Below are 23,196 nucleotides of genomic sequence, written 5' to 3'. Positions count from 1 at the left end.
GCCTGAGTGACAGCTCGATCGCCTGAGTGACAGCTCGGTCGCCTGACTGACTCTTTTAAGATACAAGGGGCGGGTTCACCAACCATCATCGCCGGAAACAAACAATCTCAAAAACCCGCCCCCACCCAACGATAAATCATCACCTACATTTAGGAATTAAATATAAATATCAGGTTGATGTGAATTATTAGTGAGTGGGGCAGGTTTTTATATATTGTTGGTTATCGTTATATATTGTTGGTGAACCCGCTCCTACGACTTCGCAAATTGTACAATAACGAATCAACCAGACATAATATCACTTCTTCTTATTTCTTTCATCCTTCCGCAAAGATTCCAGAATAGAACGGCCCACATAATTGCTGAAAACCACCTCTCCAGCTTGATTGTAGTGGCAGCAGCTATCTACATAAACAGCCTCTTTTGTCTTGTCAAAAACATTGACAGCATTCACTAGAGTGATATTATTTTTTTCCAAATTAGGAAACTTCTTGAAAAGAGCCGGGTATCCAATTTGCACAGCTTTAGCATAAGGAGTATCCTTGTTAAAAGCAATCTGCTTTTCGGCTTCACCAAACACCCTTTTCGTCTGATAGTATTGATTAGGCTGAAGAACATGAAAATAAGGCACATTACTAGCAGACAGAACTTTATGCATAAAAATTGAACTTTTCACCCAATTTTGTGCCATTTGTTCAAAAGCTAATGAATCTTGTAAAACTGACTTATTAGTATTGATATAAATAACGCTACCACTGTCATCTTTTTTTTGTTTAGTCCGTTCTTTTTCAAACTTAATAACATCGGTTTTATAGTTATTAACTAGATTGTGAACGTAAACAGAAGTCAAAGCATCGCACGCAGCTAAAGAGCAGTTTTGTAAGCGTTCCAAACCCTGACTAATCCTAGCTTTATTTTCTTGGATTCTGATAGTTGCTTTCATCGCTTTGGTAGAAAGGCTATTATTCGCCAAGCTAGTCAGCGGCAAAATGTGCTGAATACTTGGCATCGCCAAATCGACTTGATTTTTATTGTTTAAGTTAGAAAGTGCTACTTCATTAAAACCATCTATATTGACGACCATATCCAGTTCTTGCCCTAAAGCCAAAAAATAGTTTAGAATTAATAATTGCTGGGGTTGTTTGTAGCCTCCGGTAGCAAAAGACAAAATTACAAATTCTTTATCTTTCAAACCCGGCAACTGCTTGAGGTATTGAGGTAAAATTTTGTTTTGAACTTCAAATATTCCATAATTAGAAGCCACAGAACCGCCAAAAACTCCGATAATAAATTGATTGGGTTTAGTCTTTTTGAAAGGGTAATCGTAAGGTGAGAGAAACCCATAGTTGTTATTTTTAAAACCGGGGCGAAAGTCAGGGCCTGGTTTCTGAATGAACCCAAAAAAAGGATGAAATCTTTCGACTATAGACTCATTGAGTCGCACTCCTTCTAAATTAATTCCCAAGGCAGATTTATCTTGCGTCTTTTCTCTCGTATAGAAAAATTGCTTGTGCTTGACAAAATACCATGCCAGGGAGCCAAGTTCCAGGAAAACCAGTAAAAGCACTAAATTAATCAAAGTTATCTTGAGGAATTCTTGCCCTTTTTTGAGAAATTTTAAATCTTTCATAAACCTCTATTTCGATTCTCTTACTACTTTAATAATAGAACTAGAAACATAGTTTGCCAATAGTTCGTCTCCGACTGAATTATAGTGGCAGCAGGCATCTTTGTAAACCGTTTCTTTGGTATTGTCTAAAATATTCACTGCACTAAAAATATTAACCCCAGCTTTTTGCAAATCATCGACTTTGGACAACAACACCGGATAACCTTTTTTCACTCCTTCAATGTAGGGACTCTCTTTGTTAATCGCGATTTCGTTTTCCTTGGCGGTAAACGCTCGCTGAGTGGGATAATACTGGTTGGGCTGGATAAAGTGAAAATACTTAATTTTTCTACTTGATAAAATTTGATTCATCCCGATCGACGATTGATACCACATCGATGCCATTTTGTCAAAAGCAGCGGCGTCCTGCAAAACAAAGTCAGCTTTGGGAATGTAGACTATACCGCTATTTGCCGTGTCGGAGTTGGATTGTTTTACTTGTGAATCGTACTTGACAACTGCTTGCTGGTAATTGTTGACTAATTGTTTCACCTGTAGCGAGGTGACAGCGTGACACAAAGCAAGTTGACAAGTTTGCAATTTGTCAATACCTGCTTTTAATTGTTTTTTGTTTTCGTTAATTTGCACGATCGAGCTCATCGCTTCCGGCGACAAGTTGTTGTTGGCTAAACCAGCCAGAGGCTGTATGTGCTGAACGCTGGGCATTCCTATTTCTACTTGGGCTTTGTTGTTTAAATTTGACAGCGCTACTTCGTTAAAACCATCAATATTGATGACTAAATCTAACTCTTGACCCAAAGCCAGAAAGTAATTTAAAACTAATAATTGTTGGGGCTGTTTGTAGCCTCCGTTGCCAAAATTTAAAACAATAATTTCCTTGTTTGCAAATTCTGGATAAGTCTTCAATTTGTTAGACAATCTGCGAGTTACGTATTCATCGACTGCAAAATTATTCGCAACTGAACCGCCAAAAACTCCGATTATAACTTGATTTTTATTGGTTTTAATAAACGGATATTCGTAAAGTGAAAAAAAGCCGTGTTTGTTGACTTTTAACTTTAATTTTTCATTGGTGAAAGCACCTTGTTTGAGTACATAGCCAAAAAGTGGGTGCAGTCTTTCTACGATAGATTCATCAAGTCTAATGCCGATCCTTTCAATATCTTCTACTACTTTTTCTTTGGCTTTAGTTCGGGTATAAAAAAACTGTTTTTGGTTGATAAAATAAAAAGCTAGCGACAAACCTTCCAGACAAATAAAGGCGATCGCCAAATTAACCGCCATTATAATTAATATGTTTTTGCCTTTTTTCAGCGCCGTTGAATCTTTCATGGAATTTGACTGATTACGGTTGTTTTTTTGGGACTTGAGACTGCTTCAAATTTTCGCACAAATTTCGGTTAATCAGGATACTAGCCAGCCGGTGTCCGAGTTCATTCCAGTGACCTCCACAGGGTACAGAATTCTCAAAACCGTGGGCGCAGACTTGATATTTTTCAGTATAACCTTGAAACTGTTCGGATAAATTCAGTACCCGAAAACCCTCGCGCGCGCCCAATTTTTCCAGCCGCCTATCGGGATAAAACAAATCCTGAATGTTGTTCTTTCTCATAAAATTTTTTCGCCTCTGGGCCTCCGGTCTAACTTGCATCGGATCGCCGATCGTCACAACCAAGAAATCAGCATTTTTCTGCACAACTTCATTCCGCATTGTCACAATCAAACCCTCTGTCACCCTCCAAGCCTCTTCCCAAGCTGCATCTTGAGGTTCCTTGAGGTTGAGGGTACTTAAAGTGGTAAAGTGCCCCGATAACTCCCGCTTTTTCCGATCTAAGTCTATTTTTTTAATGACCTGCAAAATGCGCGAATTGTTGACGATCAAACTGGGCATTCGGTCTACGAAGGAAACTGCTCTTTCGTTGCGATCGATCGGCGCCAGATTGCGAAAAGACATATCCGGTACTAGCTTGCCACTAGCATCGTAAGCAAAAAATGGTCGGTAGCGATCGTATTCTAATTGTGGCGAATTGTTAATTATATCATTCCCAATAAAAAAGGCAAGAATTACAATATCAGGACTGTAATCCCACACTTTTTCTCGCAGCATTATCAATTCTTGAGCAGTACCGTAGCCCTGCACCCCGAAATTCATTACCTCAACATTTTTGCGTCCCTTAACAGCTTCGCAGTTGCCTAACTTTCGTTCCAATTTTGACCAGAAAGTTTGTTCGACAGGTACGTGAATTGCTTCGGTGAAAGAATCGCCCAAAACCGCAACGCGCAAAGTATTTGGAGGTTTTACTTTTGTATGTTCACGATCGCGCAAACCCTCGCTATTCACCTGCACAAAACTCGCACCTTCCCCATTCCACTCCCCCGACGCACCAGGTTTCAGCTTCCAGCCCAAATTCGGATCGGAAGTGTGAAAACGAGTTGGCGCCGAGTCTACGAAATCTCCTATTTTGGGATAGCCTTCAATCCTGGCTACCCGCAATCCAATTTCACCAATTACCACCCCCATCAATAAACCGCCGAGTGTCAAACCCAAATTGACACCCAAATTTTTCAACTTGCTCATTATTTCAAAACAGCGTGTAAATAAATGGAGCAATCACAGAACCCTGACTCAATACAATCAAAGCTCCCAAAAAAACTAAAGTCACAATGAGCGGCAACAGCCAATACTTTTGACGTTCTTTCATAAACGCCCACAAATCTTTGAGAAAATCTAAAGTTGCTTCAAACACTTAAAAAGGACGCTCCATACTAACTTTTGTTCTTGCTTTACTGGGGACGCGGTAAGTATCCATTTTCGGATTTAGTTTGCGCCGCATGGCATCTTCGCCGAAAATGTTTTTGATCACTCCCATCGGCCAAACTATCAGGTAAAAAACTATCCCTAGGACGATCGGCGTTTCGATTTTGTTAAGAATAATTCCAAAGCGCATCCACGCGTGATAAACGGGATTAAGCGATTTCGGCGCCACCAATGCTAGCAGCACCATCACTCCGCAGATTGCCCAAGGCCACCAAGGTAGAGAATGCCGCCGCAGTAAAGGTACTGCTAAACCGAACAGCACTGCAATCAAACCGCCAATTAGCAGCCCGAAATCGCGCAAGCCTTTTTTGTCGAGTTTTTTAATTTCGTCGCTCATTAGAAATGGGGAATGGGGAATGGGGAATAGGGAATGGGGAATGGGGAATGGGGAATGGGGAATGGGGAATGGGGAATTAGTTATTCGTTCCAACTAATAACTAATGACTAATGACTAATGACTAATGACTAATGACTAATGACTAATCTAGTTCAAATTCATTTTTCCAAGCATCATCTTGTTTCCAAGGAATTTGTTCTGACTTGGGAAGCAAGTAATTTTCCAAAACCAGATAGTCCATTTCGGTTCGCATGAAACAGCGGTAAGCATCCTCTGGAGTGCAAACAATGGGTTCGCCTCGGACGTTGAAAGAAGTATTTACCACAATAGAACAGCCCGATCGCTTTTCAAAATGGCTGATTAAGTCATAGTAGCGAGGATTGGTTTCTTTGTGCACAGTTTGAATGCGAGCCGAGTAATCGACGTGGGTGACAGCCGGAATTTCCGATCGCGGAATGTTGAGCTTTTCAATGCCAAACAACTGCTCTTGTTCGGGAGTCATCGGAATGCGGAGACTGGATTTGACAGGTGCTACCAATAGCATATAAGGGCTAGAATGGTCAATCTCGAAATAATCCGCAACTCGCTCGGCTAAGATTGACGGAGCAAAAGGTCGAAAAGATTCCCGATATTTAATTTTCAGGTTCATCACGGACTGCATTTTAGCACTGCGGGGATCGCCCACGATCGATCGACCACCCAGAGCCCGCGGCCCAAATTCCATCCGCCCTTGGAACCATCCCACCACATTTCCCTGTTCCAAAATTTCCGCCAACTGCGGCATTAATTCGGCATCGTCCAATCGGTGATAACTGGCTTTGACAGCATCCAAATATTCGATAATTTCTGCGTCAGTAAACCTCGGGCCCAAATATGAGCCGCGCATTTGATCGTGACAAGTTAAATGAGCAACAGACTTCGCTACAGTTGCCACCGCTTGGTTTGCAGTGAGAACTTCAGTCCTCTCCTCAACCGCTGAGTTTGTAGTGATAAGTTCAGTTTTGAGGGATTCTATACTATTTGCTGTCGAGTTGGCGCTCACTGTGCGAGTTTGTTCGCAATACTGATACCAAATCGCCAAAGCCGCGCCCAAAGCACCGCCCGCATCTCCCGCCGCCGGCTGAATCCAAATATCTTTGAAAATACCTTCCCGCAAGAGTCTGCCGTTAGCAACACAGTTGAGAGCAACGCCGCCGGCCATACAAAGATAATCAACATCCAATTCTTTTTTAACTGTTCTGCAAAGTCGCAAAACAACTTCTTCGGTAACAACTTGAATGGAAGCTGCAATGTCCATTTCCCGCTGTGTCAATTTTCCTTCAGCTTGACGCGGCGGCCCTTCAAACAGTTCGTCAAACTTCTTGTTTGTCATGGTTAAGCCAACTGTATAGTTGAAATAATCCATGTTCAAACGAAAAGTTCCGTCATCTTTGAGGTCGATTAAATAGTTGAGAATCTTGTCTACATACTTGGGTTCGCCATAAGGAGCTAAACCCATGAGTTTGTATTCGCCAGAGTTGACTTTGAAGCCGGTGTAATAGGTGAAAGCTGAATAAAGCAAACCCAAGGAGTGGGGAAAATCGATTTCCCACTGAGGTGTAAGTTGGTTCCCGTCTCCCAACCAAACTGAGGTTGTTGCCCACTCGCCCACGCCGTCGAGGCACAAAACGGCTGCTTTTTGAAACGGGCTGGGGAAAAATGCGGATGCTGCGTGGGATTGGTGGTGTTCGGTAAATAGCAGAGATGGCAGTTTATTCGTTTTGCAGTTTGCTATTGCTGCCAAATCTCTTTTGAGCATGGTTTTGAGGTAAAGCTTTTCTTTGAGCCATATCGGCATGGCTGCTAGGAAAGAGCGAAAACCTTGGGGTGCGTAGGCTAAATAGGTTTCGAGAAGGCGCTCGAATTTGACTAAAGGTTTGTCGTAAAAGACTATTCGATCGAGCTCCCGCAAATCTATGTTCGCTTCTTTCAAGCAATAAACGATCGCATTCTTAGGGAATCTGGCGTCATGCTTTTTGCGGGAAAATCTTTCTTCCTGCGCTGCTGCTATAATTTCTCCGTCGCGAATTAAGGCTGCGGCGCTGTCGTGATAGTACGCCGAGATTCCAAGTATGTTCATCGCTCTCCTCACAAATCGCAATGCGTTTGCTTTTGACTATTTAGAATAGCTAACGATTATAGCTGCTTCAGTGCTGATTGGGAATTTAATTTTGCGATCGCCTCTAATTTTACCTGGATCGATGTCGGTGGGAAGCCCTCGGACGATCGGCTTTTTGAGAGCATTTAAGCTAGCGTCGGCTAATCCTGCGCCCCCAAGCTCTGAAGTAAGTTACTAGCGGGAATTGATAAAATTCACCTACCAACCACAGCACAATGCCTAAATGCGACAAAAAAGCTAAGCCTGTCCAAGCTAGGGGCAGCCACGACAACCTGCTGCCGGGAACCGGGGGAAAATAGTAAGCTGAAAGTCCCAGCAAGGTAGTGGGAAGGAAAATTAGACCAATAGCCGCTGCCCAGTAGGGCCATCCGAATTCTACGCCTTCGAGGTGGGCTCCTATCCACTGTTTGCCGTTCCAGTGCCAAGTTACGGGCGGTTGGCGATCGGCCATTTGGAGCGATTGTCTTTCAACGCTTGCGGTATAAATGTGCTGGCAGAAGTTGCAAGCTAGGGCGTCCATCATCAGCATGGTAGAAATTTGACCGGTGCGGCACACGGGACAGGGATATGTATCTTGAGGGTTGAAAGGTCGGGTTGATTTTTTAAAAGTCTGCATGGATCAGGCTGTTTGTCAAGATATTGAGCGATCTTAACAGAGTTTTGTCTGTAGATTATGGGTTGGGTAAGGTGGGTTTTGCCTGTAAAATAGCATCCTGTAGGGGGGGTTTTACGAATAATATTTAATGACGGCAAACCATCTATATAAACCCGCCCCCACACTAATAACCCAGATCAACCTTTCTTTCGCTCGAAGCATAAAAATGTAAATTGCGATTTATCGCCTTGTGGGGGCGGGTTTATGAGATTATTGATTTTAGGCAAATATTGTTGGTAAAACCCGCCCCTACAGATTAATGATTAATGGTGGATGATTCGGATTAATTGCGGTGATTGTTGCTGTACCGAATTCTGGCTCCTGCCCAGTGAAGTTTTTCCCTCAAAGTGTTGAAATAAGAATAGTTTTCCCGCAAAATGATAAACTTGGCTTCGCAGTCCGCCCTCCGCACGTCTACGCGGTGTCCTGGCCAAATTGCAGTACCTAAAACCCCGTCAGTCCAAAGTTTGGTACTGAGTTCGTAATCTGCTAAAGGCCAAATGCTGACGACTGAACCGGGCGGCAGGACGATCGCCCGACTGGATAAACTCAAAGGGCAAATTGGAGTAACGGCGATCGCCTCCATTCCTGAGTGCATTATCGGCCCGTTGGCAGATGCAGTGTAGCAAGTCGAACCGGTGGGAGTTGCCACAATTAAACCGTCGCCTTGATATTGATCGACTACTTCGCCGTCAACTTCCATTTCTAGAATACAGCTCGGCATTCGATCGGCTGAAGCAGGTTTGACACACATTTCATTTAGTGCCAAAAATCGATCGCTTTGGGGTTCGAGATTGGTTCTGTTTCCCTCAAAAACTGTTGCCTGCAACATCATCCGCGTCTGCACAGCATACCTGTCTTCCGCAAGTCTGTCCCAAATCTCCTCAGTCTTTTGGAAATCCTCAAAAGACTCGGTTAAAAAACCCAGATGTCCCCCCACATTCGCTGCCAAAATCGGGATGCCGTCAGCCGCCAAATTCCGCGCTGCAGCTAGGGCCGTACCGTCGCCCCCCAGAACTACCGCTAAATCAATTGGGGTATTACTAGAAGCTAAAAACACCGGATACGGGTTATCTTTCGGGCCACTGGGCCCCATTAAAACCTGACACCCGCGACTTTCTAATTGGCGGGCACATTGTTCTGCCCACCTCTGGCTGAGGGTATCTCTGGCTTTGTGGGCGATAATTACTTGTTTTAGTTGCACAACCTATCGATTTTAGATTTTAGATTTTAGATTTTAGATTTTTTGATTTTAGACTGAATTGCCGCGACCGGGACGATCGCACTGCACATCGATTTGAGATTTGAGATTTGGGATTTTAGATGATTAGATTTTAAACTGAAGTGTCGCGACCGGGACGATCGCAGTGCACATCGATTTGAGATTTGAGATTTGGGATTTTAGATGATTAGATTTTAAACTGAAGTGTCGCGACCGAGACGATCGCACTGTAGTCTGAAAAATATTATTCCGATGGCACAGGGCATCTCCCGTCGGAGACTCTCCCTCTGGTTTATAGCAATTCCAAAAAGTAATCCAATTTTTTGAAAGATCCAAACCCTTATCTCATCTGTCATTTCCAATACTTTAATCTAAAATCAAAATCTGTCATTCCCAATTCTTGAATCTAAAATCTAAAATCTAAAATCTAAAATCGTATTACCCGTCGCTGCGCCTGGATTTGGGCCGTGGCCAGATAATGCTGGAATCGGCCGCGAGTAGGCTAGAAACTGCGCTGGCCCCAAAGCGGTTGAGGTGACTGGGGTCAACAAAATAGTCATTGCGGCCAGGCCACCGCTGCGACAAGTCGCGGAAAGCGAAGCCTTTTTGCCGGGAGAGTTGCTGCATTCGCTGCCGAAACTGCTGTTCTGCCCGCAGGCGAGTTCCGTCTAAGTAGTCGTCGGTGAGGGGCAAATTGACGAAAATCAGGGGAATTTTGCGAGCTTTGGTAAATGCTACAACTGAATTAAAGGCTGCTGCTTGTTTGCCTCCGAGGTAGAAGTTTGCGTAGTCGCGATCGTACTGGCCTGAAACGTAAGCGCGTTGTCGATAATAAGTGTTGGGATTGTACTTGCCCGACATAGCCATGAATCCGTTGGAGTCGATCGAATCTGCCAATTGGTTGAGTTGTCTGATGGCTACTGTTGTGCGTCGCGAGACTGGAATCAATTCTGCTTTTTGGGTTGCTGCATCTGCTGCGATCGGTTTTAACTCATATTTTGCAGCATTTGAGGCAACGGGCAAGATGGCCGTTCCACTAGAGAGGGATTTGATTGGGGGGAGTAGGGGTTGGGTGTCAGCAACGGGCAAGATGGCCGTTCCACTAGAGAGGGATTTGATTGGGGGGAGTAGGGGTTGGGCATCTTGCGCGCCCCTGAAAGGTTGATCTACAGAGGTAAATGCTTTGCGGAAATTGTTGTTAGCGCAGGGCTGCGGGAATCTGTAACACGCCGGAATCTCGTTGGGTTCATCGGATGGCAGTTCGGGGCGAATGCCTGCTGCTAAAAGTTGGCTGCCTTCAGAATCGACGATCGAATTAAAAGTGCGATCGTCCCGGCCGCTGTTAAATGCCCGCACGCCGTCTGCCCAGATAATCATTTGAGGCAAATGACCGGGCTTCAAAAGTCGCCGCAGTTGAAAGTCAACTACTTGTGCAGTTGCGCCGTTGACTGAAAAGTTAAATACTTTTAAGCCCCGCCGGCCTCTTTGGGCCAAAGATTGTTTTAGCTGTTTGGGATCGACGCCCTGCAATGCGCGGGAACTGCCGACAATCAAAACATCTGGTGGGCCGACTGTGGCAACGTAGGATAGGTAAAGTTGGAGTTGTTCGTTGAGTAAATCGCTGCTGAAGCTGACTGTACTGGCTTGCGCTCTGGTTGCGCTCGCTTGCTGCTGGGAATAAACCAGGTTTCTCATGTACTCGATTACTTTTTTCTCAGCAAACGCCCGTCTGGGACTGCCGGGGGGAACGGCTTGCATCCAGGCGACGGCCTGCACCCACAGGGCGGCTACTTCGTCCCAGTCTTGTTTTGAATTGGCTGATTGAGCCAAATTAGAAGCTTGGGTGGCAAAGTTAATTGACTCCGTGAAGGCGTCGTTTTGCGGGCAAGAGGGAAGGCTGAGGGATTTTCTGGTTTTGTTGGGGTTTTGAGCTAACACAGACGTGGGGGACTGCGCTAGGACGGCGGATTCGATCGAACCCGATGGCGCTGCGGTGTTGAGTGGCTTCGTTGACGAACATCCGACTGTTACCGCGAACACCGCGGCAGCGGCGCAGGTACGTTTGAGGATGCTGGTGCTGAGGCTAGCAATGTAGCGGCGAATCATAAAGCTTTCAGCGATCGCGAAATATTACTAAATATTACTCATTATTCGGCGGATCGAGCAATTAGCTCAAACAGATGTTTTAACCATTCAATAAAAATTAAGGTGATCGGGCCATCGCAGCTAAGCACCTGCGCTGTTATTGCTTGTCCCATCGGCATTGCAGGCGTTTTCTGCCATGCCAGCCAAGTGTGGATTAGCGCTTTGGGATGATGAATTAAAGTGTAGCGGTTAAGTCCGGCTTGTTCGAGCTCTTGTAAAATTGCTTCGGCTTTCGGATGCAGGGTGTCGCCAGGGGGGATGAGATAGGCGACAAAATCTTCTAACATTCCAGGAAGTTGATTGTTTGGCATCAACCAAACTCCGACGCGAGGCAAGTATGGATCTGAAGGTGTGCAAACCCAGCCTTCGGGAGGGGGAGAATGGGGGATGTCTCGATAGCCGATCGAACTCAGTTTATCTTTAAGAGATTGCCACCGCCCACTTAAATTGCGATCGGCATCTACCACAATTCCCAACGTGCGTAAATTCTCTGCTTTCAATCTTTCTGGCAAGCCATTTAGCAGCGCTTCAACTCCTTCTGTACCTTCTTCTTGCGGTACTTCGACGGAAAATGTTTCTGGCAGTTGATATTGCTGGCACAAAGCCCAGATTACGTGTCGGTCATTCTTACCTTCTACTAATAACTGTTGAGGTTTTGATTGAGGAGGTTTTCGTGCTTTTGGCATCAGCGCACCTCGATACTTTGGCGCACTGCAACGGACAATTCATCGGGAGTGTATTCAACTGCACGAATATCCTCACCGCGCCGGCTCAAGCGAAATAATTTGCCAACAGAACTATCTTCTGACTGTTCTAAGGCTTCTTGAAATGCGGCTATACAATCCCAACTGTGGGTAGTTGCAAAGACTTGAACGTTCAATCGCTGTGCTGTTTCAAATATCAATCGCCACATATCAGTTTGGGTTTGATAGTAAAGACCTGTATCAATTTCATCAACCAACAAAAACCCATTCTCTGATGAGACGGCTGCCATTGCTATACTAAGAATTCGTCGCATACCCTCTCCCATACTGCCTAGAGGAACTGGGTGAGGCTGTCCCCGAAGTTTAAGCAAAATACCACTATTAGAAGTCTGGCGACTGGTGAAACTAATCCGTTCCACATCCGGCTCCAGAATTTGCAATGCTTCTACTACACTTTGTTCTTTCGGTGTGAGTGTTATTCTATCCCACAGTAGAGACAGTTGCTGAAAGCTTCTATTAGTGGTTGTCAGAAAATAATTTTGATTGCTGCTCCTTGTAGGAACAACTAACTGAGATGTGTTGCCCAACTCCAAGTAACGCCAATCGCCAGTTCTATCACTACGGATAGGAATTCTTATTGGGGTATACTGTCCGTAGGAAACAACTAGCTCAGCGACTAACTCTCCACTTGGAACTAAATCTTCAAATCCTGGAAGTGTAAGTTGTTGGAGAATACGATTAGGCTGAATCTTCAATGAAAGCAGATGCTCTTTTGTAGAGCAGATATCAATAGCCCGATCGAAGTTATTAAGTTGATGACCGTAAAAAATATGTAAAATATGATAATAATAACGCCGAGAAACGACTTCGCCATTTCTTTGTCTAGAACGCTCTAATGTTATTTCACCTCTGCTATTTAGCACCTCAAACAGAAACGGAATATTTCCTTCGTTAACTAATAAATAAATGGCTTCCAAAAAAGTAGTTTTACCGCTATTGTTCTGACCGACTATCAGATTAACCCTAGCTAGCTCGTCGATATGAAAATCTTTAAAACAGCGATAATTTTGGATGGTGAGATCGCGCAACATGGATTCCTCGCATATTAACTATATTCTATCATTTCTCCGTTCAGACTAGAAACCAGTATGGGATTCGATGACGGCTTCGGCTTGCAGGGCGATCGACCTCAATTTATCCAATGTATCCTGGTTCGCACTCTGCCACAACCCCCGCTGACGAGCTTCTAGCAATCTTTCCGCCATATCTCGCAGTGCCCAAGGATTGTTTTCTTGAATAAATGTCTGCACTTTCTCATCAAAAATGTAAGCCTCTGCGATTCCTTCATACATAAAATCCTCTACACAATTTGCCGTAGCATCGTAAGCAAACAAAAAATCAACAGTTGCTGCAATTTCAAACGCACCTTTATAACCGTGTCGCATCGCACCTTCTATCCATTTGGGATTCACAGCCCTGCTGCGATAAACCCGCGCAATTTCTTCCCGCAGTTGCCGCACTTTCGGATTCTCAGGAATCGAGTTGTCTCCGAAATAAGTTTCAGGATTTTTGCCTTGCAAATTGCGGATTGCGGCCGTCATTCCCCCTTGGAATTGATAATAATCATCCGAGTCGAGGATGTCGTGTTCGCGGTTGTCTTGGTTTTGCAGAACTATTTGCATTTGGCCGAGGCGTTTTTCAAATGCTTCGGGTGCAGAACATCCCCATTCACCCCCCCTAACCCCCCCTTGTAAAGGGGGGGGACAAGAGTTGGATTTGGCCTCAGAACTTAATTCACCCCCCCTAGCCCCCCCTTGTAAAGGGGGGGGACAAGAGTTGGATTTAGCCCCCCCTTCATAAGGGGGGGTTGGGGGGGTATCCCCTTGTTGTAAAGGAAAGGAATTAGATTTAGCCCCCCCTTGATAAGGGGGGGTTGGGGGGGTATTCTCTGGTTGTAAAGCAGAGGAATTAGATTTAGCCCCCCCTTGATAAGGGGGGGTTGGGGGGGTACTTGTATAAGCGTAACTGCTCCAATTAATGTAAGCTTTTGCTAAATCGCTGTCGTCTGTCCAGTTTTGAGCTTCAATTATGCCTTGAAGTCCTGCGCCGTAAGCACCTGGTTTTGAGCCAAAGACTCGAAATTGCGATCGCCCTTGCGCCTCTTCCTGACTCAAACCTGTAGATTCCCAATACAAAATCTCTTCCTTAACTTGTGCTGCTAAAGGGTTGTTTTCAGCCGATTCGTCTAAATCTGCCACAGCTTTTACCGCACTGTCAAACAAATCAATTAAATTAAAAAAAGCATCGCGGAAAAAGCCAGAAATTCGCAAAGTAACATCAACGCGCGGCCGCCCCAAAACAGAAATCGGCAAGATTTCAAAATCTACAACCCGGCGCGAAGGGCCATCCCAAACTGGTTGAACTCCTATCAGCGCCAAGGCTTCGGCGATGTCGTCTCCCCCCGTCCGCATGGTGGATGTTCCCCACACTGACAAACCCAAAGTTTTCGGATATTCGCCGTTTTCTTGGGTGTATCTTTCGATTAAAGTTTCAGCAGCAACTCTGCCAACTCTCCAGGCGGTTTCTGTGGGAATAGCGCGGATATCTACTGAGTAAAAATTGCGACCAGTGGGCAATACATCTGGTCTGCCGCGAGTGGGCGCGCCGGATGCGCCGCTGGGTATGTGCCGCCCATCTAGTCCGCGCAAAAGGTTGGTAATTTCTTGGTTTGTTTGGAGGAGTGATGGTAAAAGATAGTTATTTATCCAGTCTAATTCTTGTTGGGTTGCTTGTCCTGTTTGGATGTTTTCAACCGCAGATAAACGCGGATTAACGCGAATATTTTCGATTAAATTATCTACTAATTCAGCGGCTTTTTCTTCGAGTTCTGCTGTTAAATCGCCTGCTGTGCGGTGCTGAATTATTGAGGTGGGATCGGCCGTTAACGGGTCGAAATCGTAGCCTGAGTCTTCTGCTAGGGCGCGGGTTAAGCCCGATCGCCCGTTGGTAGGATGGCGGGCGATCGCAATTATCAAATCTCTCAACTGTCTACCTTCGGGACACTGCCCGAAAATGTGCAATCCGTCGCGAATTTGGGATTCTTTGAGTTCGCAAAGATAGCCGTCTGTGCGGGTGATAAATTCTGTAAATTCCGATTTATTTAGTTGTATTCCTAAGTCTTTATCTAAGTTTTCTTTGTTGGTGAGGGCGAGAATGCGATCGCGAATCATGGGCAATCTGGACGGATCTAAACTTTGGGCTTCGCAATACTCATCAATTAAGGTCTCCAACTGCTGCAAAGGCCCATAGAGTTCGGCGCGAGTCATCGGCGGTGTCAGGTGGTCGATTATCACAGCTTGCGATCGTCTTTTTGCTTGGGAACCTTCCCCCGGATCGTTGACAATGAAGGGATAAAAATTCGGCATCGCGCCTAACGCCACTTCTGGATAACATTTGTTAGACAATGCTATACTTTTACCGGGAAGCCATTCTAAATTTCCGTGTTTTCCAGCATGAATTATAGCGTCAATTCCCAATTTTTCTCGCAGCCAGTAATAGTAAGCTAGATAATTGTGGGTAGGTTCTAAGTCGGGGGCGTGATAATTTAACGCGGGGTCAAGTTCGTATCCCCGCGATGGTTGAATTCCTACAAATACATTACCAAACTGAATTCCCGGAATCGGAAAAGACCTATTTTTACTTATAAAATCTTGTGCATAGCTTCCCGGAATCCCCCATCTTTTACAAATCCCATCTTGCACTTCCTGCGGCAAACTAGCAAAATATTCTTCATATTCTGCCAAATCCAAAGATTGATGAACAGGCCGCAATTCGCGTCCTTCCGGGTCATTTGTCACGCCCGAAGTCAGGAGTTCAATTAACTCGTTGCCGCTAGCGGGTATGTTTTCAATTTGATAGCCAGCTTGCTGCATAGCTTTGAGGATTTCGACACAGCTAGCGGGCGTATCTAAGCCGACGCCGTTGGCTAAGCGGGCGTTGCGAGTGGGGTAATTTGCTAGAATTATGGCGATGCTTCTGTTGGCGGCTGGGGTTTGTTTCATCTTCACCCAATTCGCTGTTAAATCTGCTACAAATGAAATGCGATCGCCCGCAGCGACATAACCCACTACATCTGTTTCTAATTCGCTGTTCCAAGTCTGTACGGCTTTAAAAGAAACAGCCCTAGTAATGATTTTTCCATCTACTTCTGGCAATGCTACATTCATCGCCACATCGCGGGGCGAAAGTCCCTGAAGTTCCGTTTCCCACTGTTCCAAACCGCCACCGCTGAAGATTGCTTGCAATACGGGAACGTCTAAGGATTTTAAACTATTTTGTTCCGGTTCTTGACTGCTGAAACCGGAGACTGCAAAACTTGTGGTATTGAGCAATAATTGAATTGGTTCTGATTCTTTTGGCTGGAAATATTCCAGCAATTCTATTTGCAAATCTGGTTCCCGCAAAGAAGATACAAAGACGGGAACTGGGACTAAATTTCGCTCTGCTAGAGCTTGACAAAGTGCATCAATTGGTGCTAAGTTTCCTGATAAGTAATGAGCGCGATAAAATAAAATTCCGACCGTAGGGGCGGTGCCCCCGTGCCCGCCCTCGCCGTGCCTTTTAGGGAGTGTTTCCAAACCCGGAGATCCCCCCCAGCCCCCCTTCTTAAGGGGGGAGGAAGAAGTTGTCAAAGTCTCCCTTGTTAAGGGGGATTTAGGGGGATATGAATCGGGTGGTAAAGTTGCAAAACACGCCCGCGCCTGTCCGCCCCAATCATAAATTCCGACGCGGGAAACTGTTTGAGGTAGTGGCGGGTTGTAAGCAGTTTTCAGGCAAGTATCGGCGGCAAATTTTAGTGCATTAACAAAGTTTTGGACTCCGCCTTCTGTGAAATAGCGCCACAGTTGATTGACTGCTGACAGCGATACATTGGAATGGCTGATTAAATCTGGATCTGGACTGTCTTCTCCCGGCATTACAATCAGTGATGCGTTAGTTTTCTGCACCGTTTCTCGCAGAATTTCTAAGCCGTAAGACCAATAAGAACGCCCTCCTAACAGTCTTAAGATTATGACCTCTGCGCGTTCTAAAACTTCCTCGGCATAAGTATCAATTGTTAGTTGTTGCTGCAACTGAAGCAGGTTTACTGCGCGTACCTTGGGAAATTTTGCCGGCATTTTGGATGCAGCGACTGCGAGTGTTTGAATGTCGGTGTCAGCAGCACTAATAAATACTATTGGTGCGGGGGTTTGCTGAATAAAAATTACTCCTTCTGCTTGAGGGTTCCAACCTCCGGGTGTGGCTGCTATTTTGTGCATTAATTTTTCCTCTATATATAACAAGTCGAAATTAAACGAAGTCTCAGAGGCACAGCCTCTCGCTTAATTATGCCACGAAAAAAGCGTCCGCAGCCTCGGAATGCAAAGTCGTAGGATTTTGGAGAGGACTTGCATTCCGAGGCCGCAAACCAAATTACATAAAATATGAAAAATTTATAATGTTATAAATAAAACTCCTCCCATCATGATAGCAGCTCCTAAAAATCTTTCCTGAATATCTTTTTCCTTGAAAATAAAATGGCCGAACAGTACACCCATTAATACGCTGGTACGCTTAAGTGCTATTACTTGCACGACTAAAGTCATTGTCAAAGCTTGCATCTGAAAAATGACTCCTAAAGCATTGAAAAAGCCCATTGCCATTAGCATCGGTAAGTATTGGATAATTTGGCGCTTGGGGTTAGAGGTTTTGTGCAGTAAAACTGGCAGCAATAGGACGCTCATACTCGTCAATAAAGCGAACACCCAAAAAATCGGGGAAGAGTTTTGCACGCCGATTTTGTCAAAATTTGTGGTAATACTCCAGAGAAAAGCTACGAGTAACATCAATTTTGACCCTGGTTGGTGCACAAGTGCTTTGAAGGGGGCTAAGTAGCCTTGAGATTTTTCTTTGATGTTTAATAGATAAGATCCCATGACAATGAGAAAAACTCCAATACCATCAAAAAAGTTGGGATACTCGCCGACAATTAACGGTGAAGTCAGCAGCATGAATAAGGGCGTCAAAGCTACCAGTGGCACGGCGAGGGATAAATCCGACAGTTTGATGGCTTTAATGTAGAGGAGAGCAATGACTGCGTTCATGCTGGCTCCGATTAACAAAGCTATCCAAAATTGTTGGTTTAATGGAGGTATTTCTATAATAAATAGCAACGGAGTTAAAAAGACTGCTGTAAAAAATGTTAGCGACCAAGTGACGACATATTCGTCGTTTGCTTTCAGGTTGTGTTTGCTAACAACATCTTTTACTGCTTCAAAAAAAGCGCTCAAAATTGCCAAAATTAACCAAGTCATCCTAAATATGCGCTCCTGACTCGCTCGTCGTTTAGCAAATCTGATCCAATACCTGTGAGAGTAATGTTACCAGCTTCTAGCACGTAACCCCGATCGGCAATTTGCAGTGCTAAACTGGCGTTTTGTTCGACTAAAAGGATTGTGACGCCTGTGGAACGCAGGTTTTGAATAATTCCGAAAATTTCTTTGACGATCGCAGGTGCTAAGCCTAAACTAGGCTCGTCTAATAATAGCAGCTTCGGGCGCGACATCAACGCGCGGGCGATCGCCAGCATTTGCTGTTCCCCGCCGCTGAGAGTTCCTGCTAGCTGGCGACGCCTTTCTGCTAGGCGCGGAAATATCTCAAATTGGCGCTCTAAATCGGCTTTTACTGCCGCCGAGTCCGATCGAATATAGGCCCCTAATTCTAAGTTAGTTAACACCGTTTGCTGCGCCAAAACCCGCCGCCCTTCTGGACTGTGGGCGATTCCCAACTTCACAACTTCGTGAGCTTGGCGGCGGCTAATATCGCGCCCGCTATAAATAATTTGTCCTTGTCGCAAATTAACTATTTTAGAAATAGCTCTCAATGTGGTACTTTTGCCCGCACCGTTGGCGCCGATGAGACTGACAACCTCGCCCGCATTTATCGTGAGATTAATATTTTGTATGGCTTGAATTCCGCCATAATTTACACAAAGATTCTTCAGTTCTAAGAGGATATTTTGAGATATTTGGGGTGGGTTATCGTGCATTTTTTGTGACGTTGAGTTTGAGGTACCTTGCGATTTACTGTTGGGTGGGGGCGGGTTTATGAGATTGTTATTTTTAGGCCATTATTATCGGTGAACCCGCCCCTACATTGTCATTACTCGTTCCCGGCTCTGCCTGGGAACGCATATCGAGAGGCTCTGCCTCGATTTTTTACTCGTTTACTCTTGGGTGGGGGCGGGTTTATGAGATTGTTATTTTTAGGCAATTATTGTCGGTGAACCAGCCCCTACAAAATGTGTAATAATGGTGCAAAATGTGAGTTTGTGTAGACGCGATTTCCAATCGCCGGGTTTCCTTAGTTATTTTTCATCTCCCAAATAAGCCTCAATCACTGCCGGGTCATTCCTGACAACAGCAGGTTCTCCCAAAGCAATAAGCTGACCGAAATGCAAGACGGCAATGCGATCGCACAATCCCATAACTAGCGGTACATGATGCTCGATCAATATTACAGTTAAATTGAATTGTTGGCGCACTTCTCGGATAAATTCGCTTAATTTGTGCTTTTCATTGGGATTCATGCCCGCTGCGGGTTCATCTAACAAGAGTATTTGCGGTTCTAAGGCTAAAGCGCGGGCAATTTCTAAGCGCCTCTGGTCGCCGTAGGGCAAGTTTTTGGCTTGTTCGCCCGCGCGATCGCCCAATCCGACTAAATCCAACAATTCTAAGGCTTTCCGCTGGGTTTTGCGTTCCATTGCGTTAGATGCTGGCAAGCCGAAAATCCCCGACAGCACCGATAAAACTGGATTGCCCGATCGACTGTGGATGTGTCGGGCGATCGCCACGTTGTCCAAAGCAGAAAGTTCCCCAAACAACCGAATATTTTGAAATGTTCGGGCCATACCTTTATTAGCAATTTGATAAGGTCGCAGTTTAGAAATATTTTCGTTTTGATAAATCAGAGTGCCGCTAGAAGCAGGTATCAGTCCAGTCATTACATTAAATAGAGTAGTCTTGCCAGCGCCGTTAGGACCGATTAATCCAAAAATCTCGTGTTTTTGAACTGTGAAAGATACGTCGTTTACAGCAATTAAACCGCCAAATTTGCGAGTTAATCCTTGTGCTTCTAAGATGGAATTGCTTTTTGAGGTGGTAACAGTTTCTGAAATCACAAAAAACTAGATAAAATGTGCAATATAATTATGCCTCACATTTGTATTTTAATAAATAACCTCCCGCTTTAAAATCCTTTACTGATTACCGATTACCCATTATTAATTACTAGGCATCTAGCTGATTCAACGGAAAACCGCTATAATATTACAATTGCCGTGCCGCCTCAATCTCCTCAAGCCGTATCGCCTAGGTAATCTTATGACGATGTACGAACCGGATTCGCAGCCTTCGCAAACAAAAGTCCTCCCTACGATGTATGATTTACCCAGTGAAGACCCGGAGGAACCCGGTTTGCCTGACGAATTCCACGACTTTCAACCCGAACTGCTGCGTCTAACCTGCCGCCCCGCCAACCATCCGCCAGAACAAATATTTATAGCCACAGACCTCAATCTCTACTACGATTCTAACCATCTCAATTGGTACAAAAGACCTGATTGGTTTGTCGTCTTGGGGGCTCCGAGATTTTATCGAGGTGACGAATTGCGCCTCAGCTACGTGATGTGGCAAGAAAATGTCAGTCCTCTGGTAGTAGTAGAACTGCTGTCACCGGGAACGGAAGATGAGGATTTAGGAATTACAGAAGAAGCACGAAATAAACCCCCTACTAAGTGGCGAGTTTACGAACAGATTTTGCAGATTCCTTACTACTTTGTTTTCAGTCGGTACAACAATCAACTGAGAATATTTCGCTTGATTGGTAATCGTTACCGCGAACAAGTTTTAACCGAGCCGCGCTTCTGGATACCGGAATTAGAATTAGGTATAGGTTTGTGGGAAGGTTGTTATCAAGGTTGTTCGAGGTTGTGGCTGCGTTGGTACGATGTCAGTGGCGATTGGGTTCTGACTCCAGAGGAGTTTGAAAGGCAGCGAGCTGAATTAGAAAGTCAGCGAGCCGAATCAGAAAGTCAGCGAGCAAATCGTTTAGCCGATCGACTGCGAGCAATGGGCATTAATCCAGATGAGCTGTAAAATTAAATAGCAGCATGAAATGGTGCGAGCTGCAAGCGTTGTCCATAAAAACTTATTAACTAAAAATAAATTATGCCAGACTCTACCTCACTGCGCGATCGCTACTTAGGCCTAATCGACAAAATTGTCGAAATCACCCTCAAAGGTCAAATTCGCTCCAAAGAACAAGTTTATCAAATGCTAGTGCAAGACATTAGCACCGGTACTGGCGAAATCTTTGAACGCTGTTTCGGCGAACGCCTTGATGCCGCCGAGAATCAACTCAGAAATGAAAAAGACGAAATCAAACAAGCAAAGGCAAATCGCAGCCTCAGAGCTCTCAAAACCATCCAAGGAGAATGGGAACGCTGGCAGAAAGATAACCGCGTCGATCGCGCAATTGCCTCATCAATCCAACAAATCGTTAGTGCTGAATCTAATGCCCGCCTCTTGGCATTATTGCAAGTAATCGATCCGAATAAAGAACATCCGCTGACTCTCGCTCAATTGCAGCAATTGGCAAAATCTCTGCACCAACAAATGCTGCAAACTGCAAATCCCGAAACCGAACAAGATTTACAGCAAATCACCGCCGGCATCGCCAAAGGTTTAGAATCTTGGCAGCGTTTGGAACCGGAACTTGTGGGCTGGATTTATCAGCCGCAGCAGCTAGGATTTGCCGGTAGTCCCGAACAAAATGGGCCTTGGGCTTTTTGGGCTAAAAAAGTTAACAGTCCCTTTCCCCAGGCTCTCTTGAATACTATTGCAGTCGGTGAATCTGTAGTTCAATTTGCCGCCCAGCAATCGAATTTAGGTTTAGGCATATTGGTGGAAGCGGCGATTATTTTGCAGTGCTTGCAGCGGGCGTTGGCGACATGGTTTGACAAGCAAGTTTACGATTCCAAAGTGTCAACAAAAGCTTCAATTTCTACTTACATTACTTTTGCGGTAATTTGGAGTCAGCTAGCTAGTGGGTTTAATAATTCTACCAAGAGCGGGGAGCAGTTTGCTAATGCTTGTTTTCAAGTAACTTTGCAAATTTTGCGTGCTTTTTCTCAGCGAGAATACTTTCCCCTTTACGGGGGAATTTTTGCTTCGTTTGATGGTAAAGCCCTGCGACATACTTTGGATTATTTAGATGAACCGCTGCGGCGAGTTGAAGGCACTCAAGCGAAAGCTCGGATTCTGACGCTTTTGGGTTATTCGATGCAGGCGGCTGGGGCCTACGAGCGATCGCTCTTGCTGCACAAGCAAGCGCTGGAAATTGCCCGTACCGAAGGAGACAAAGCTTGCGAAGTTGCCAATCTAAATCACATCAGCCGCAACTATGTTGCTCAAAAAAATTATCAGGAAGCGATTAATTACAGCCAGCGGGCTTTAATTATGGCACGACAAACGGGAGAGCGACAAGGCGAGGCAAATGCTCTGGCTAATTTGGGTTACAGCGAAGTGTTTCAAGCGCGGCAGTTGGAGGAGGTGGAACCGGAGGTTTATGAGAGTGCGATCGGTTATTTGGAACAAGGTTTGTTGCTATCGGAAAAATTGGGCGATCGCCAAAGTCAAGCTTTTTGTTCCAGCAGTCTTGGTATTGCTAAAATCGCCCTGGAAAATGCTGAAGCTGCGATCGAATATTTGCTCAAAGGTTGGCAAGCGGCTCAATTTTCAGGGGATTTATATTTGCAAGGTCTGAATTTGGCTTACTTGGCTCAAGCTTATTACAGAATCAACTCACTAGAAAAAGCGATATTTGCCGGCAGTTTGGGAATGTATACTTTGGAGCAAATTGGTGCGATGGAGTGGCGTCAATCGGCTGGTTTGTTGACAATTTTGCGGGGTCAAATGGGGGCGGAATCTTTTAAACAAGCTTTGGCGAAAAGTCGAGCGAATATCATTCCGGCGATCGGTGTTGATGGCTACGATTACATCCCGGAGTTGCTGGAAAAATACCAGCAATCTATTTAATATTATGTCCGATCGATTAACCATAATATCCCGGCGGGGCGGGTTTTTGAGATTGTCAATTATTGGCAGATATTGTTGTTGAACCCGCCCCTACCTGATTTCGGGCGAAGCGAAGCGGAGGGAATCGACCGGACATGATATAACTCTTTGTTGTGGAACAGGCCGGAAAGCCTCTTGCTGACAGAGGTTTAAGGTGTAAGTTCTAACTCGCCGAAAATCACCATTATCAATTAGTATTTCATGGGCGGGCTCTCCTGCTCAACCCCTACTCCCCACAAGAAAATTGAATTTTTGTGGAACAGGCATCTTGCCTGTATTGAATTTTTGTGGAACAGGCATCTTGCCTGTATTGAATTTTTGTGGAACAGGCATCTTGCCTGTATTGAATTTTT

General features: G+C 45.0%; 17 protein-coding genes. 2 read left to right on the top strand and 15 right to left on the bottom strand.

From position 1 onward, the window contains the following. Positions 1 to 298: 298 nt before the first annotated feature. From QT987_RS16135 to QT987_RS16065, 15 genes are all read right to left on the bottom strand, one after another. Entirely contained in the window at positions 299 to 1,630 is a 1,332-nt protein-coding gene (locus QT987_RS16135) for a hypothetical protein (protein ID WP_333241675.1), read from the bottom strand. A gap of 6 nt (positions 1,631 to 1,636) precedes the next feature. After that, positions 1,637 to 2,962 (bottom strand): hypothetical protein, encoded by a 1,326-nt coding sequence (locus QT987_RS16130; RefSeq protein WP_333241673.1) that lies wholly within the window; start codon positions 2,960 to 2,962, stop codon positions 1,637 to 1,639. A gap of 13 nt (positions 2,963 to 2,975) precedes the next feature. Beyond that, positions 2,976 to 4,208, bottom strand: a complete 1,233-nt coding sequence (locus QT987_RS16125) for an SGNH/GDSL hydrolase family protein (protein WP_333241671.1) — start codon at positions 4,206 to 4,208, stop codon at positions 2,976 to 2,978. A 4-nt stretch (positions 4,209 to 4,212) separates the two neighbouring features. Then, a complete protein-coding gene (locus QT987_RS16120; RefSeq protein ID WP_190657062.1) occupies positions 4,213 to 4,377 on the bottom strand; it encodes a DUF5989 family protein in 165 nt (54 codons plus the stop codon). After that, entirely contained in the window at positions 4,378 to 4,785 is a 408-nt protein-coding gene (locus tag QT987_RS16115; RefSeq protein WP_333154419.1) for an SxtJ family membrane protein, read from the bottom strand. A 142-nt stretch (positions 4,786 to 4,927) separates the two neighbouring features. Beyond that, positions 4,928 to 6,904, bottom strand: a complete 1,977-nt coding sequence (locus QT987_RS16110; protein ID WP_333241668.1) for a carbamoyltransferase — start codon at positions 6,902 to 6,904, stop codon at positions 4,928 to 4,930. 169 nt (positions 6,905 to 7,073) lie between these two features. Further along, a complete protein-coding gene (locus QT987_RS16105) occupies positions 7,074 to 7,559 on the bottom strand; it encodes a hypothetical protein (protein ID WP_333241666.1) in 486 nt (161 codons plus the stop codon). A 322-nt stretch (positions 7,560 to 7,881) separates the two neighbouring features. After that, positions 7,882 to 8,802 carry an NAD(+) kinase gene (locus QT987_RS16100; RefSeq protein WP_333053588.1) on the bottom strand — a complete coding sequence of 307 codons (921 nt, stop codon included), beginning with the start codon at positions 8,800 to 8,802 and terminating at the stop codon, positions 7,882 to 7,884. 456 nt (positions 8,803 to 9,258) lie between these two features. Continuing rightward, positions 9,259 to 10,926, bottom strand: a complete 1,668-nt coding sequence (locus tag QT987_RS16095) for a hypothetical protein (RefSeq protein WP_333241664.1) — start codon at positions 10,924 to 10,926, stop codon at positions 9,259 to 9,261. Positions 10,927 to 10,967: 41 nt separating this feature from the next. Then, on the bottom strand, positions 10,968 to 11,651 hold the full coding sequence (locus QT987_RS16090; protein ID WP_333241662.1) for a DUF3226 domain-containing protein: 684 nt from the start codon (positions 11,649 to 11,651) through the stop codon (positions 10,968 to 10,970). Further along, positions 11,651 to 12,760 (bottom strand): AAA family ATPase, encoded by a 1,110-nt coding sequence (locus QT987_RS16085; protein ID WP_333241660.1) that lies wholly within the window; start codon positions 12,758 to 12,760, stop codon positions 11,651 to 11,653. The genes QT987_RS16090 and QT987_RS16085 overlap by 1 nt, the downstream gene beginning before the upstream one ends. A 45-nt stretch (positions 12,761 to 12,805) precedes the next feature. After that, complete coding sequence (cobN, locus tag QT987_RS16080) at positions 12,806 to 16,987, bottom strand: cobaltochelatase subunit CobN (protein WP_333241658.1); 4,182 nt, start codon at positions 16,985 to 16,987, stop codon at positions 12,806 to 12,808. 174 nt (positions 16,988 to 17,161) lie between these two features. Beyond that, positions 17,162 to 18,022, bottom strand: coding sequence for a DMT family transporter (locus tag QT987_RS16075; protein ID WP_333241656.1), 861 nt, complete (start codon positions 18,020 to 18,022; stop codon positions 17,162 to 17,164). Beyond that, complete coding sequence (locus tag QT987_RS16070) at positions 18,019 to 18,756, bottom strand: ABC transporter ATP-binding protein (protein ID WP_333241654.1); 738 nt, start codon at positions 18,754 to 18,756, stop codon at positions 18,019 to 18,021. The genes QT987_RS16075 and QT987_RS16070 overlap by 4 nt, the downstream gene beginning before the upstream one ends. A 318-nt stretch (positions 18,757 to 19,074) precedes the next feature. Continuing rightward, on the bottom strand, positions 19,075 to 19,887 hold the full coding sequence (locus QT987_RS16065) for an ABC transporter ATP-binding protein (RefSeq protein WP_333241652.1): 813 nt from the start codon (positions 19,885 to 19,887) through the stop codon (positions 19,075 to 19,077). 202 nt (positions 19,888 to 20,089) lie between these two features. On the opposite strand from QT987_RS16065, the gene QT987_RS16060 reads away from it, so the two are divergent. Together QT987_RS16060 and QT987_RS16055 are read left to right on the top strand one after the other, a co-directional pair. After that, entirely contained in the window at positions 20,090 to 20,863 is a 774-nt protein-coding gene (locus QT987_RS16060) for a Uma2 family endonuclease (protein ID WP_333241650.1), read from the top strand. A gap of 72 nt (positions 20,864 to 20,935) precedes the next feature. Next, the gene (locus QT987_RS16055; protein ID WP_333241648.1) at positions 20,936 to 22,804 is read left to right on the top strand and encodes a tetratricopeptide repeat protein; all 1,869 of its coding nucleotides are present in this window, start codon (positions 20,936 to 20,938) and stop codon (positions 22,802 to 22,804) included. Positions 22,805 to 23,196: the final 392 nt, after the last annotated feature.

The sequence above is a fragment of the Microcoleus sp. SVA1B4 genome, assembly GCF_036700545.1.
In the GTDB taxonomy this organism is placed as follows: Bacteria; Cyanobacteriota; Cyanobacteriia; order Cyanobacteriales; family Microcoleaceae; genus Microcoleus.
Note: the sequence above shows the minus strand (reverse complement) of the source record. Positions and strands in the feature narration are given on the sequence as shown.

Excerpts from the sequence above, each read along its gene's own strand:
- QT987_RS16135 (WP_333241675.1), bottom strand. The coding sequence starts at position 1,630 with ATGAAAGATTTAAAATTTCTCAAAAAAGGGCAAGAATTCCTCAAGATA.
- QT987_RS16130 (WP_333241673.1), bottom strand. The coding sequence starts at position 2,962 with ATGAAAGATTCAACGGCGCTGAAAAAAGGCAAAAACATATTAATTATA.
- QT987_RS16125 (WP_333241671.1), bottom strand. The coding sequence starts at position 4,208 with ATGAGCAAGTTGAAAAATTTGGGTGTCAATTTGGGTTTGACACTCGGC.
- QT987_RS16115 (WP_333154419.1), bottom strand. The coding sequence starts at position 4,785 with ATGAGCGACGAAATTAAAAAACTCGACAAAAAAGGCTTGCGCGATTTC.
- QT987_RS16110 (WP_333241668.1), bottom strand. The coding sequence starts at position 6,904 with ATGAACATACTTGGAATCTCGGCGTACTATCACGACAGCGCCGCAGCC.
- QT987_RS16105 (WP_333241666.1), bottom strand. The coding sequence starts at position 7,559 with ATGCAGACTTTTAAAAAATCAACCCGACCTTTCAACCCTCAAGATACA.
- QT987_RS16095 (WP_333241664.1), bottom strand. The coding sequence starts at position 10,926 with ATGATTCGCCGCTACATTGCTAGCCTCAGCACCAGCATCCTCAAACGT.
- QT987_RS16090 (WP_333241662.1), bottom strand. The coding sequence starts at position 11,651 with ATGCCAAAAGCACGAAAACCTCCTCAATCAAAACCTCAACAGTTATTA.
- QT987_RS16085 (WP_333241660.1), bottom strand. The coding sequence starts at position 12,760 with ATGTTGCGCGATCTCACCATCCAAAATTATCGCTGTTTTAAAGATTTT.
- cobN (WP_333241658.1), bottom strand. The coding sequence starts at position 16,987 with ATGCACAAAATAGCAGCCACACCCGGAGGTTGGAACCCTCAAGCAGAA.
- QT987_RS16075 (WP_333241656.1), bottom strand. The coding sequence starts at position 18,022 with ATGACTTGGTTAATTTTGGCAATTTTGAGCGCTTTTTTTGAAGCAGTA.
- QT987_RS16070 (WP_333241654.1), bottom strand. The coding sequence starts at position 18,756 with ATGCACGATAACCCACCCCAAATATCTCAAAATATCCTCTTAGAACTG.
- QT987_RS16060 (WP_333241650.1), top strand. The coding sequence starts at position 20,090 with ATGACGATGTACGAACCGGATTCGCAGCCTTCGCAAACAAAAGTCCTC.
- QT987_RS16055 (WP_333241648.1), top strand. The coding sequence starts at position 20,936 with ATGCCAGACTCTACCTCACTGCGCGATCGCTACTTAGGCCTAATCGAC.